The 14056-nt window shown below is 36.8% G+C and carries 13 protein-coding genes; all 13 read left to right on the top strand.

Features of this window, described 5'->3' with window-relative positions; all coding sequences use genetic code 11:
* The first annotated feature begins 30 nt into the window (after positions 1–30).
* The 13 genes from METBO_RS05930 (at position 31) to METBO_RS05870 (ending at position 14049) form a co-directional block, all read left to right on the top strand.
* Positions 31–426: a NifB/NifX family molybdenum-iron cluster-binding protein gene (locus tag METBO_RS05930; protein ID WP_013644778.1), complete on the top strand. Its 396-nt coding sequence runs from the start codon at positions 31–33 to the stop codon at positions 424–426.
* Positions 427–655: 229 nt separating this feature from the next.
* A complete protein-coding gene (locus tag METBO_RS05925) occupies positions 656–2182 on the top strand; it encodes a nitrogenase component 1 (protein WP_013644777.1) in 1527 nt (508 codons plus the stop codon).
* A gap of 1 nt (position 2183) precedes the next feature.
* Complete coding sequence (locus METBO_RS05920; protein ID WP_013644776.1) at positions 2184–3539, top strand: nitrogenase component 1; 1356 nt, start codon at positions 2184–2186, stop codon at positions 3537–3539.
* 188 nt (positions 3540–3727) lie between these two features.
* A complete protein-coding gene (locus METBO_RS05915; protein WP_013644775.1) occupies positions 3728–4609 on the top strand; it encodes a nucleotide-binding protein in 882 nt (293 codons plus the stop codon).
* 215 nt (positions 4610–4824) lie between these two features.
* Positions 4825–5811 carry a cysteine synthase A gene (gene cysK / locus METBO_RS05910; protein WP_013644774.1) on the top strand — a complete coding sequence of 329 codons (987 nt, stop codon included), beginning with the start codon at positions 4825–4827 and terminating at the stop codon, positions 5809–5811.
* A 133-nt stretch (positions 5812–5944) separates the two neighbouring features.
* Positions 5945–6658, top strand: coding sequence for a serine O-acetyltransferase (cysE, locus tag METBO_RS05905; protein ID WP_013644773.1), 714 nt, complete (start codon positions 5945–5947; stop codon positions 6656–6658).
* Positions 6659–6943: 285 nt separating this feature from the next.
* Positions 6944–7330 (top strand): transcriptional regulator, encoded by a 387-nt coding sequence (locus METBO_RS05900; RefSeq protein WP_013644772.1) that lies wholly within the window; start codon positions 6944–6946, stop codon positions 7328–7330.
* A 197-nt stretch (positions 7331–7527) separates the two neighbouring features.
* Positions 7528–9015 carry an asparagine synthase-related protein gene (locus tag METBO_RS05895; RefSeq protein ID WP_013644771.1) on the top strand — a complete coding sequence of 496 codons (1488 nt, stop codon included), beginning with the start codon at positions 7528–7530 and terminating at the stop codon, positions 9013–9015.
* Between the two features lie 138 nt (positions 9016–9153).
* Positions 9154–9369, top strand: a complete 216-nt coding sequence (gene gatC, locus METBO_RS05890; RefSeq protein ID WP_013644770.1) for an Asp-tRNA(Asn) amidotransferase subunit GatC — start codon at positions 9154–9156, stop codon at positions 9367–9369.
* Positions 9366–9854 carry an amino acid-binding protein gene (locus METBO_RS05885; RefSeq protein WP_013644769.1) on the top strand — a complete coding sequence of 163 codons (489 nt, stop codon included), beginning with the start codon at positions 9366–9368 and terminating at the stop codon, positions 9852–9854. Before gatC ends, METBO_RS05885 begins: the two co-directional genes overlap by 4 nt.
* Before the next feature lie 88 nt (positions 9855–9942).
* Entirely contained in the window at positions 9943–10962 is a 1020-nt protein-coding gene (locus METBO_RS05880; RefSeq protein ID WP_013644768.1) for a homoserine dehydrogenase, read from the top strand.
* Positions 10963–11157: 195 nt separating this feature from the next.
* Positions 11158–12363: a cofactor-independent phosphoglycerate mutase gene (locus METBO_RS05875; RefSeq protein WP_013644767.1), complete on the top strand. Its 1206-nt coding sequence runs from the start codon at positions 11158–11160 to the stop codon at positions 12361–12363.
* 360 nt (positions 12364–12723) lie between these two features.
* Positions 12724–14049: a MurT ligase domain-containing protein gene (locus METBO_RS05870; RefSeq protein WP_144017527.1), complete on the top strand. Its 1326-nt coding sequence runs from the start codon at positions 12724–12726 to the stop codon at positions 14047–14049.
* The last annotated feature ends 7 nt before the right edge of the window (positions 14050–14056 follow it).

Here is a 14056-nt window from a genome sequence, read left to right as displayed (position 1 = left end):
AATGATACAAAAAAAAATAGGAGGTTTACTATGCCGTTAAGAGTAGCAGTTGCGAGTAGTGATGGTAAATTTATTAACCAACACTTTGGACATGCAGAACAATTTTTAATATTTGATATCGATGATGAAGGAAATTACGAGTACATTGAACTCCGGAAAAATGAACCCACATGCTCTGGTGGTAACCACACAGCAGGATCAATGAAAAATGCTGTGGGTGTATTAGATGGTGTTAAAGTTGTGCTTGTAGCTCAAATTGGGCCTGGAGCATCACAAAATTTACTTTTAAGTGGAATTCAATCATTTTCTGTACCGTCCTACATTGATGAAGCACTAGAAAAGCTGGGTTCAAGTTATGCTCAGAAGCTAAAGGCTTCAAAATCAAGCTCTGATCAAGATACAAAAAATCAAGGGGATGAATTTTGATACTACTATTTTTTTTTAACCTTTGAATTTTGTATTGATATTTAATGAAGTCTTGAAGATTAAATTACTTGTTTTAAGATCAATAACATTCTAGAGATTTAAATTAACGATCGTTAAGTTTTTATATTAAGCCTAATCAATAGGAACAATATATAACGATCGTTAATAGATCAGCCGCTCTCGATCAAGATTGTTATATTAATAAATTAGTAAAAAGGGAGGAAAAATATTGAGCCCTGGAAAAAAAATAGATAAAATAGACTTGAGTAAAAACACTTGCCCAAATAGGGAACAAAGAGCCAAAGGTACCAACGTATACTTTGGTAAAGCATCAGAATTGTTAGATGAAGCAAAAGAAGGAACCTTGCAGTGTTCCGACAGGAAATTTCAACAGTCAGGAGGATGTGTTCTAAACTTCTATTTGGCAGTTAGGGTTTCTACAATCAGAGACGCGGCTGTAATATTTAATGCACCGGTTGGTTGCTCATCATCAGCTCTAGGATACAGAGAACTTTACAGAGCAGTACCAGTTGAACTTGGAAGGCCAGCAGAATATGATCTGCACTGGTTAACAACCAACTTGCAACAAAATGACGTTGTCTACGGTGCAAGTAACAAGTTGAAAGATGCAATTAAAGAAGCACAAACAAGGTACAATCCAAAGGCAATCTTCATCTTGACATCCTGTACAACAGGAATCATTGGAGAAGACATAGAAGGAACTGTAACTGAAATACAGCCTGAAATTGATGCCACAATCGTGCCAATTCACTGCGAAGGAGTAAGATCTCGACTGGTACAAACTGGTTACGATGCATTTTGGCACGCTGTACTCAAATATCTGGTTAAAAAACCAGAGAAAAAACAGAAAGACCTTGTAAACGTAGCAAGTATGTTATCATACACCTGGCAAGACAGGTTAGAAATAGAAAGATTGCTAGAGAAAGTAGGACTACGAGTTAACTTCATTCCAGAGTTCGCAACGGTAGAACAGTTTGAAAAACTCTCAGAAGCCGCAGTAACAGCACCTATCTGCCCAACCTACACAGATTACATTTCAAGAGGACTAGAACAAGAATTCGACGTACCATATTTCCTATACCCATCACCAATGGGAATCAAAAATACAGATGAATGGTTGAGACAAATTGGAAAGTACACCGATAAAGAGGAAGAAATCGAAGAACTCATAAAGGAAGAACATGCAAAATGGGTTCCTAAACTCGAAGAAATTAGAGAACAACTTTTAAACATCAAAGAAGATGGTACTAGATTGAATGTTCTCGGTTCATTGGGTCAAGGAAGACTTGTAAGCCAGCTACCATATTTCGATGAAATAGGATTAAACTCTCCAGCTGCAATGGCACAAGACTTCGACGATCTGTTGATTGAAGAACTTGAAGACGTTCTAGATACAGTGGGTGACTTCGATATAATGGTCAACACTTTCCAAGCATCTGAACAGGCTCATGTAACCAACAAAGTCAATCCCGATGTTGCACTTACCTGTCCATTTCAAGGTGGAGCATGGAAGCGTGACAGTGAAATCACAAGAATCCATGCCCTGAGGGGAGATGCAGATCCTTGGAGTGCACAAAGTGGATACACTGGAGCAGTTGCCTTTGGTAACTTCCTGTTACAATCACTCAAAAACAAATCCTATCAGAAAACAATGAAAGAAAAAACAGCTATAGGATACAAAGACTGGTACCTTGAACAGCCAGATCCATTGTACTTTCTAGAAAAGGGGAAATAATATGGCAGATAATAATTTACAAACAACTAAACAAACAGAAGTAACAGATCCTTCTATCCACGTAATAGAAGCACCTAGATACTCCTGTTCTCTAGCAGGAGTTTATGGAACTGTACTGGGTCTTTACGACGCAGTACCCATATTACATTCCGGTGCTGGTTGTGGAGTTGGTCAGCTATTTGGATTACTCTACGGTGGAGGACAAAATGCTGGTGGTGACTTTGGAGGAACAGCAACACCATGTTCCTGTTTGGTAGAAGAACACGTTATCTTTGGTGGAGAAAACAAACTAAGAAGTCTGGTTGATTCTAGTATCGACCTTTTAAATGCTGAACTGTTTGTAGTAATATCGGGTTGTGTTCCTTCACTCATAGGGGACGATGTTGATGCAGTTGTTGGTGAATTTAAAGATAAAGCACCTGTTTTACACATCAATGCCCCCGGGTTTAAAGCTAACTCCTACGAAGGATACGAACTGTTCTTTGAAGGACTCGCTGATCAGCTGCTTACTGAGAAACCAGTGCAGAAGGGTAGGGTGAACATTCTGGGAGTGGTTCCTTACCAACATATTTTCTGGAAGGGTGAACTCAAAGCCATAAAGGATCTTCTAGCCACCATTGGAATCGATGCAAACATCATATTCACCGAATATGACACATTGGAAAAGCTTAACGATATTCCTGCTGCTGAGTACAACGTAGTGGTATCACCATGGAACGGTCATAGAGCTGCTAAGAAACTGGAGGACAAATTTGGAACTCCATTTATTAGTTTCCCTGGTGTGCCTGTTGGACCTAAACAGACAAGTGAATTCTTAAGGGAAGTATCCAAGGCACTCAACACATACTCAGATAAAGTTGAAAATGTGATTGCCAAAGAAGAAAGGAGAACCTACAGGATCCTTGAGTACCCTGGAGATGCAATAATATTGGTACGTCCTCACTCCTACTTTGCAGTTGCCGCTGACAGTAGCACTGCAGTGAGTTTGACCAAATTTTTAACCAATGAGATTGGATATCTTCCAGACATTATCCAGATAACCGACAACCCACCAGAGGAATTCAGGGAGGCAATTATTCGTGAAATTACTGAAAACTTGGAAACAGGTTACAGTCCGGACATCATCTTTGAGGTAGATTCCCATAAGATCAGGGAAAACTTCAAAGACAGACCATTCCTGTTCTTGTTTGGAAGTTCACTCGAAGGACCTATTGCCATGTCAGAGTTTGGCGCCCTGTCTGTAACTGTTGCCTTCCCATCGTACAACAGGATGGTTCTTGTTGACAACTACGTGGGCTACGATGGAGGAGCAAGGTTGGTTGAACACGTAGTCACAACATTTGCAGGACCACTCTAAAACAGAACTTGCATTTGGATCATTGGTTGGGATTGAATTTTCATTCATCCCAACTTAAAAAAAATAAAAAGATATCTAAAAAAAAATTATGGGGTTAAAATTTAGTAACCATCAAATGATTAAAAAAATGATAAAAATAGTGTTTGGAGCTATAAATAGTCGATAATAATAAATTTAGAGGTATTAGAATGAGTAAACGAAAACAAATTGCAATTTATGGAAAAGGCGGGATTGGGAAGTCGACTACAACTTCCAACCTAAGTGCGGCCCTGTCAGATTTAGGTTACAGTGTAATGCAGATAGGATGTGACCCTAAAAACGATTCAACAACCACACTCAGGAAAGGAAAACCAATACCTACCGTTATGGATACAGTAAGAAGTGGCTCCAACAAACTGGATAATTTAATATTTGAAGGTTACAATGGGGTTCATTGTGTTGAAGCAGGAGGTCCTGAACCTGGTGTTGGATGTGCTGGACGAGGTATCATTGCAGCCATCGAATTGCTAGACAACAATGGAATAATTGACGACATCGACCCAGATATCGTTATATACGATGTTTTAGGAGATGTTGTTTGTGGTGGATTTGCAATCCCTATCAGGCAGGGAATTGCAGAACAAGTGTACACAGTTACATCCTCCGATTACATGGCAATTTACGCCGTAAACAACCTCTTCAAAGGAATTCTTAAATATTCCGGTAGTGGAGGAGCTTTACTTGGAGGAATAATTGGAAATTCCATCTCAAAAATATCACAAAAGGAAATGATAACAGATTTCAGCGAGAAAACTGAAACCAATGTTATAGAATTTGTTCCAAGATCATCCACTGTAACTAAATGCGAATTAGATGGTGTCACCACCATTGAAGGTGCACCAAATTCAGAGCAGGCTGAAGTTTACAGGCAACTTGCAAGGAACGTAATAAACAACAAAGATTCCTACATTCCAAAACCATTTGAAGCTCAAGATCTTGCAGATTGGGCTGCTTCATGGATTAACAATCTTCTTAAAGAAGAAAAGATCGAACAGAACGGTATTCGAAGCGGTAGTGGAGAAGGAATTTAAATTTAGATTGTTTAGAAATTTGAATATAGCCCTTAAGAGGTTATTTATTTTAAATTTTTTTAATTTTTGTTTCCTTTGGATAAATTAATTTAGAATCCAAACCAAATTAATAATAGAAAGATTTAAATAAAAAAACAATATTATAACAATCGTTATATAACGATAGTTATATATAGTTTGATGAAGTAATTAAAAATTGATCAAAAGGTGAAAAAATGGTAAATATACCAAAATTGACAAGGGGAATAGCAAACGATATTACAGAAACTATAGGAAACACACCTCTAGTGAGGTTAAATAAACTAACAGAAGGATCAAAAGCCGAAGTATTAGTTAAAGTCGAATCATTCAACCCACTCTCATCTGTAAAAGACAGAATCGGGGTAGCCATGATAGAAGCCGGTGAAGAAGCAGGTGTTATTAAGGAAAACACCATTCTAATCGAACCAACTAGTGGGAATACCGGTATTGCACTGGCATTTGTAGCAGCTGCCAAAGGTTACAAGCTCATTTTAACCATGCCCGACACCATGTCCATAGAAAGAAGAAAGTTACTCGCACTCCTAGGAGCAGAAATAGTCCTAACACCCGGAGCAAACGGAATGCCTGGAGCAGTTGCTAAGGCAGAAGAATTAGCGGCAGAAATTCCAGGAGCAGTAATGCCTCAACAATTTAAAAACATTGCAAACCCTAAGATCCATAGGGAAACAACCGCACAAGAAATCTGGAGAGACACAGATGGAAAAGTTGATGTTTTGGTTTCCGGAACAGGAACAGGTGGAACCATAACCGGTGTAGCAACAGCACTCAAAGAATTAAAACCTGAATTTAAAGCAGTGGCAGTAGAACCTGTTACATCCCCAGTACTTTCAGGAGGAAGTCCAGGACCACACAAAATACAGGGTATTGGGCCCGGATTCATACCAGACGTACTTCAGACAGAGATAATAGACGAAATTGTACAGGTTTCTGACGATGATGCAGCACAAACACTCCTCAAATTAGCAAGGGAAGAGGGAATACTCGCAGGAATTTCTTCTGGAGCAGCTGTTTTTGCAGCTTTACAGTTAGCTAAAAAGGATGAATATGCTGGTAAACAGATTGTCGTAATATTACCCGACACTGGAGAACGGTACCTCAGTATGGATTGGGTATTTGAAGATATCTTCAAATCATCTGAATCCTCAGATTTCACCAACTAAAAAAAATAAAATATATCAATAGATAAGTGGTTAGTAGAAAAAACTATGAGACGGTAACAATATAAAGTACAATAACTCTATATGAAAATTACTGTCTTAACTTAATTTTTTAGTTAAAACTAAAGGTGATTGAATGTTTGATAGAATTAGAGAAGACATACAAATGGTATTCTCAAGGGATCCTGCTGCAAGAAGCACGGCAGAAGTGATTTTATTCTCTCCAGGACTTCATGCAATATGGTTTCATAGACTAGGTAACTGGTTTTGGACACGCAATCACTTATTTTGGGGACGTTTCATATCCACACTCAACAGATTTTTAACAGGTGTAGAAATACATCCCGGAGCAACAATTGGTAGAAGAGTGCTTATCGACCATGGTATGGGAGTGGTTATCGGTGAAACAGCAGAAGTAGGCGAAGATGTGTTAATATATCAGGGAGTTGTCCTTGGTGGAACCAGTCTTGAAAAGAAAAAAAGACACCCAACAGTGGGAAACGGTGTAGTGATTGGATCCGGAGCAAAAATTATAGGAAACATTAAAATTGGGGACTGCTGCAAAATAGGAGCAGGTTCCGTTGTACTTAAACCAACACCTCCTGGAGCAACAGTTGTGGGCATACCTGGAAGGGTTGTACAAGAATCACGGAAATGTGCCATTGACCTTGACCATGGCCAGCTACCAGACCCTGTTGCAGAAGTTATACAACTGATACTTCAAAGACAGGACGAACTCGAAGCTGAAATCAAACAACTAGGTATCAGTACAGATATTGTTAAAATTAACGGTTTTTTAACCAAAAAATCAGAGATAGAAGAAATATTTTCAGAAGGGGCCGGAATATAGGCTGCTTCTACAAAAATTTTTATCATCACACTTATAAATACTCATTTTTTTTATAGTAAATCATAACAGTTATGTCAATTGTTATATATTTGAACAGACTTAACTTATAACACTAAATCATAAAAAAATTTTTCAAAGTAGTCACAATTTAACTAAAATAAATTGGACACACAAAAACGATTGAAACCCTAAATAAATATTAGAATATCAATTGTAAAAAATTTGAAGATCATTGTAGTATAACACTAGATTAAAATTTAGGAAAATTAAAGAGAAGTGATTAATATGAGACCTCCATGTGAAATTGTAGTATGGTACGTTATTCCAAGTATCAGATCAGAACTTGCAAAGGAACTCTTAAACCTTGGTATGAAACAAAAGGAAATTTCAGAATTACTTGATATTACACAACCTGCTGTGTCACAGTACATAAGTGATAAAAGGGGTCATGGAATCAAGTTTAATGACGAAGTTCAGGAACTTATCAAAGAGTTTGCATTGGATCTGAAGGAAGGAAAACTAAACCAGAGCGGAATTATATCAAGAATATGTGATTTGTGTAGACGCATTAAAACAGAAGATGTGGTTTGCCAACTACACAAAGAGAAGGACAACATACCAGTCAACTGTAATGCATGTATGGGTTCACAAGCAGACCATGAATGTCATTGAACCCCTACATTTCATTAACATTACAAATAACAAATTCTTAGATATGAACTGTTTTTAATTTAAGTAAACTGTTAAATTTAATATTCAACAAACCATAATAATTATTCTAATTGAGAACATATTCTCAAATTTTTCTCAACTGGGATATATTAGATTGGTTTACAAATTCATTATAAATATTTTTTTAAGTGATAGTCATGTGTGCAATTGCAGGTATACTCTCCATAAATGGTAAACAAGCCTTGGGTGAAGATCTGATTTGTATGCTTAAAACCATGGAACACCGGGGTCCTGATGGATCCAGAATATGTTTGGATGGTAAGCTCGTAACTGGTGATCTTGAAACTACGGATCTTCCATTTGCAAATATTGGTCTTGGACACAACCTACTTTCAATAGTTGGAACTGAAGTTTCACAACCCCTTGTTAAACATGGTTTAGTATTGGTTGCAAATGCAGAGATCTACAATTACAGAGAACTGAAAAACTTCTATGATGAGTGTTACTTCACAGATTCAGATTGTGAAGTGATCCTGACCCTTGTAAATAAGTACTACAAAAATTCACTTGTAGATGCAGTGAACACCACCATTAAAGAACTTGATGGAGATTATGCCTTCGCAATTTCCAATGGTAAAGAACTCGTGGTTGTAAGGGATGAACTGGGTGTTAAACCTGTTTACTATGCTACAGATCACAAAAGAGATCTATTTGCCTTTGCATCTGAGAGAAAGGCCCTGTGGAAACTTGGAATAAAAGACGTGAATGTGTTAAAACCTGGTGAGATGATTTTAAACAACAAAACCATTTCAAAACCACAGACAAAAAAGAAAACAATGCCAATTCCTAATGTTCGAGATGGAAATGAAAGTTTCCCTCAGTACGGCTCAAATTACTACAAAAATTTGCTTAAAAAAGTCCTAATAGACTCTGTGAAAAAACGGGTGGTAGGGCTTGATCGAGTAGGAATTATTTTTTCAGGTGGTTTAGACAGCAGCATACTTGCAAAACTATCTAAGGATCTCGAAGTTGAAACGTTTCTCTACACTGTTGGCACTGAGAACTCTTCGGACATGAAGTACGCAAAACAAGTTGCCAACTCCTTAGATCTTCCTTTAAAATCTAAAATTGTTGCATTGGACGATATTAAACATTACACTGGTCTCGTGTTAAATGCCATTGAAGAGTACAATGTAATGAAGATAGGTGTTGGAATGCCCTCGTACATTGCATCAGAACTTGCGAGTCAAGATGGAATCCGGGTAATGCTGTCTGGCCAAGGAGCAGATGAAATATTCGCAGGCTATCAAAGATACACCCAGTTTTACCAGGAGTATGGTGAGAAAACAACAGAATATCTTGAAGCTGATGTTTCAAACTTGTATCATGTGAATCTCCAAAGGGACGATGCTGTGACCATGGCAAACAGTGTGGAGCTTAGGGTTCCCTACCTTGACAGTAAGGTTGTAAATGTGGGATTAAACATTCCAATGAAGTACAAACTTGGCCACGACCCTGATGATCTTAGAAAATGCATACTCCGGAGATTGGCATTGGATCTTGAAGTACCAATGGAAGCAGTGTTAAGACCTAAAAAAGCGGCACAGTACGGTTCTGGTATTCACAGGCTTCTAGTTAAAAAGGTCTTGAAGGATGGAAGCTACAAGGCACAATTTGAGTCTTAATGAAAAATAATTTAGGATTCACATGGAAATAATTATGTTCTACAAAATTTATATTAATATAAAACAATAAGATTTAGCTAATGGATTATTTGAAATAAAATCTTATAGAAATTTATGATACGAAGTAAGGTGATGTAGTTGAAGATAGAAAAGGAAGCAGAACAGATATTAGAAAAATTTTCAGAAGCTCTCAAGGACATCCCAGATCTTGAGGAAACCCATTACATGGTGGACAATGTCAACCTTACTAGAGATGATATTGCAGAAGCTAAGGATCCAGAAAGGATCATGCGAAATGCACACACAGATGAAGATGGGAACATCATAGCCGAAAAAGGAAAATGGGTAAAATGAGATTAAATCTTGTTTTAGAACTTTTAGATGTTCCAGGACAGTTGATAGATGCACTGGAACCAATAGGAAAACTCGGAGCAAACATTGTTACCGTGATTCACCAGAGAGATGTTAAAACTGAACGTGGCACAATTCCAGTTCACTTAACACTTGAGGGTGATGAAGAAACACTTAAACGGGTTTTAAAGACCATTGAATCCAATGATATTCAGATCATCGAAGTTGATGGTGTGGTTAAAAAGGAAACCATCACAACCATACTCATTGGAAATATCGTGGATCACGACCTCAAGGAAACTGTTCGTGAGTTGAATTCCATAGATGGAGTTAGAGTGGCTGATCTGAACCTGAAAATGTCGGACAACCCTGAAAATTCAGCTTCAAGAATCGTGATTGAAACTGATTACGGAAGAAAAGCTGAATTAATGCAAAATATTAAGGATTTCGGTAAATCTAAAGGATTTTTAGTCATCAATGAAGTATAATGTAAAGGATTTATTGGAAAGTTGTTTTATTCGATTCTAATATAACTTATATGGACACTAAAGACCTGCTTATTTGGAGGATATTTTAATGAAGTTGTGTATACTTGGTTTTGGAGCAGTGGGGATGGGAGTTGTAAAAGTACTCTCAATGAAAAATGATATGTTAATAGATAAATATGGTCTTGATATAAGTGTTGTTGCTGTTACAGACAGATCAGGAGCAGCAGTAAACCCTGAAGGTTTAGACCTACAGCTCTTGATAGAAACCAAAGAAAACACCAATAAAATTTCAGACTATCCTGAATATGGAGTTCCTGGTTTAGACAGTGCAGAAGTTGTTGAAACTGTTGAATTTGATTGTTTAGTTGAGGTCACACCAACCAACATTGATCATGGAGAACCAGCAAACACCCATATGATGGAAACCCTGAAAAAAGGTAGGGATGTTGTAACTTCAAACAAAGGCCCATTGTCCTTGTACTTCAGTGAACTAGTTGAAACCGCCAATTCAAATAATGCTGAGTTTAAATATGAAGCATCTGTGGGTGGTGCTATGCCTATTATAAATTTTGCACATAACAACCTTGCAGGAAACAATATAAGTTCCGTACTTGGAATACTAAATGGAACTACCAATTACATACTCTCAAGAATGGCTAATGAAGGTTCTTCTTATGAACAAACCCTTAAAGAAGCTCAGGAATTAGGTATTGCTGAAACTGATCCTACCCAGGATGTTGAGGGAATCGATGCAGCTGCCAAAATAGTTATCCTTGCAAATTCAGTTTTAAACAGGAATGTGACCATTAAGGATGTTCATATGGAGGGTATAACTAATATTACCCCGGAATCAATCGAACTTGCAAAAAAAGAGGGATTTTTAATCAAATTAATAGGTGAAGCCTCAAACAACAACTTAGAGGTTGCTCCAAGGCTTGTGAAGGAAGGTTCACCATTTGCTGTTGATGGTACACTAAACGTTGCCACTGTTATGACCGACCTTGCAGATGATGTGACAGTTGTGGGTAAAGGTGCAGGTTCCATTGAAACTGCTTCAGCCATACTTAGCGACATAATCTGTGTAAAGAAATCAAGAAATCAAGATTAAAAACTTCTACCCCCCCCCATCTTTTTTTTGTTAAAAATTTTTTTTGTAACATCGTTACAATGAATACTTTATTAAAATAGAAGTTTTAGAAATAAAAGTTGTTTAATAAATTGTTTGCTTATACTCGAAATTTTACATGGAAATTCTTGTTGTATGGTTTTTAGAATCTTTTGATTAAAGAAGGAAGGAAAAATTATGAAGTACATCGTTGTTATAGGGGATGGAATGGCAGATTATCCCCTTAAAGAATTAGGGGGAAAAACACCCCTCCAAGGAGCTAACACGCCAAATATGGATAAAATAGCCTTAAATGGAGTTAGTGGATTGTTAAAAACTGTTCCCGATAATATGACACCGGGATCAGATGTTGCAAATCTATCAATATTTGGTTACAACCCTGAAAAGTACTACACAGGCCGTGGTCCAATAGAAGCAGCTAGTATAGGTGCCAAAATGGATGAACAGGATGTGGCATTCAGATGCAATTTGATCACCGAAAAATCTGGCTTACTTTCTGATTTTAATGCGGATCATATTAGCACGGTAGAAGCCTCTGAAATAATAGAAACCCTCAACACCAAATTTCATGATGTTGGAAAATTTTACTTAGGAACCAGCTACAGACATCTTTTTGTAACAAAAAAGCCTAACTCTGCTAATTTAATATCAACACCACCCCACGATGTTGTTAACGAACCAATAAACAACAATTTATTAAAACCTTCAACAGATGCCTCTGCCATCGAACTAAACAATGTGATGGAAGAGTCTAAAAAGATTTTAGAAAATCATCCTGTGAATCAAAAACGGATGGAAGAAGGGAAAAACCCGGCAAATATGATATGGTTGTGGGGACAGGGAGTTAAACCAGCACTTCCAAATTTTAAAGACAAGTACGGAGTTAAGGCTGCAACCATCACAGGAGTTGATCTCATAAAGGGACTGGGTGTTTACATGGGATTAACCAACATAGAAGTTCCAGGTGCTACAGGTTACTTCGACACAGATTATTGTGCAAAGGCTAAAAATACTGTTGATGCCCTTGAAGATCATGATATGGTATTTGTTCATGTCGAAGCACCTGATGAAGCAGGCCATGCAGGAGATCTAGAAGAAAAGATAAAGGCAATTGAAAGGATCGACGACAGGATCATTGGAAAACTTCTAGATGAACTTCCAAGTTTTAAGGAATATTCCATCGCTGTATTACCTGACCATCCAACACCCATATCAATCAGAACACATACAAGGGACCCCGTACCATTCTCTATGTTTTCATCCAACGGAGAATCCGACACAGTCAACCAGTACGATGAAGAATCAGTTAAAAATGGAGTTATGGGAATTTCATGGGGCTATGAATTCATTGAAAAGTTTTTAAACGGCTCAAAACCAGATTAACTTCTTTTAATATTTATTTTGCATTCAATATTTTTTTTAAATCTAGGACATTTGATTTGTGGAAAGTGATTTGATAGAAGTTAATATCCATTTACAATTAGTTATTATTGATTGTTTGGTTAAAAACATGATCCATTGTAATATTGTTCGAATTTAACATAAATTATCCAAATATATTTAATTTAAAACCGCTAATATTATAAACAATGATTGATTTATAATTAAACTTATTATACAATAGATTTACAAGTACAACAAACCTTTGAATCGTCATATACCTAAGGAGGTATCTAGATTTTTGATATTCATCCATCAGTAATAGCAGGAAGATTAACTATATTTGGATTGAAATTATTCGGTATGAAGGGAACAGCATTACCAGGTAAAGTTGCCATGAAGCTGGATCCAGATATTCTTAAATTAATTGATTCACGTTGTAAAAAGAAATTGATTATTACAGGTACCAACGGTAAAACAACAACTAACAATCTTATAAATCATATACTTGGAGAAAATTATCCTAATTCATTATCAAATTTAATGGGTGCAAATATGCCCCAAGGAATTGCAAGTGCATTTTTAAACAATTTAAAGGAAGAATATGATTGGGGCATTTTTGAAGTGGATGAGGGTTCGTTTGAAGAGATTGTGAAACACATCAAACCAGACTACGTACTAATCACTAATTTTTTCAGGGATCAACTGGATAGATTTGGTGAAATAGAAAACACGGCCAAAATGGTTTATGATGCCATTAAACCCCTTGATACAACTTTAATATTGAATGCAGACGATCCATTGGTTGTGAAATTTAAAGATCTTAACAAACCATCCATCTACTACGGAGTTCAGAAAACCCACTTCAGCTCTCTGAATCAAAGTGTTGTAGAATCTAGATTTTGTCCAGAATGTAATGAAGGTTTGGAATATGAATATTACAACTATGGTCAGCTTGGAAAGTATCAATGCGATAATTGTGGATTTAAAAATCCAGATTACCAGTACAAAATATCATCTATAGAATACATTAACAACAGCTACGAGTTTGAAATTGTAAACTCCCAAGGGGATAGTAGCACCATAAATTTTGGCTACGATGGAATTTACAACGCATACAACTGCTGTGCTGCTGTAGCCTTTGCAAGGGAAACTGGACTTGAAATGGATACCATTAAATCCAGAATTGGAAATTTCGATTACAAACTGGGTAGGATGGAAAATTTCTCACATAAATCTAAAATCATAAAGATCGTGCTGGTTAAAAATCCTATAGGTTTAACAGAGGTTTTAAACAGCATTACCAACGATGAAAGAAAAAAGTCTTTGCTTTTCATACTAAACGACAACCCCGCTGATGGTACAGATGTATCATGGATATGGGATGCAGATGTTGAAACTGTGCAAAATATAAAAAATCTCGAAAACATATTTTTTTCGGGTACAAGAGCAGATGATATGGCATTGAGATTAAAATACTCAGGATTAACTGTTAAACCTGAATTGATTAATACTAACATTGAAGATTCGATAAATGATGCCGTAAACAGCGCAGTTGAAATAGTTTACATTTTACCTACCTACACTGCAGTTTACAACACCCGAGAAATTGTTATAAATCTTATTAACAGTAACAACCCTAAAATTCAAAGATTTAGGGAAGTTTTAAGATCAAAACTTGGAGCCTAGGACGTGA

The organism is Methanobacterium lacus, from assembly GCF_000191585.1.
Lineage (GTDB): Archaea > Methanobacteriota > Methanobacteria > Methanobacteriales > Methanobacteriaceae > Methanobacterium_B > Methanobacterium_B lacus.
Note: the sequence above shows the minus strand (reverse complement) of the source record. Positions and strands in the feature narration are given on the sequence as shown.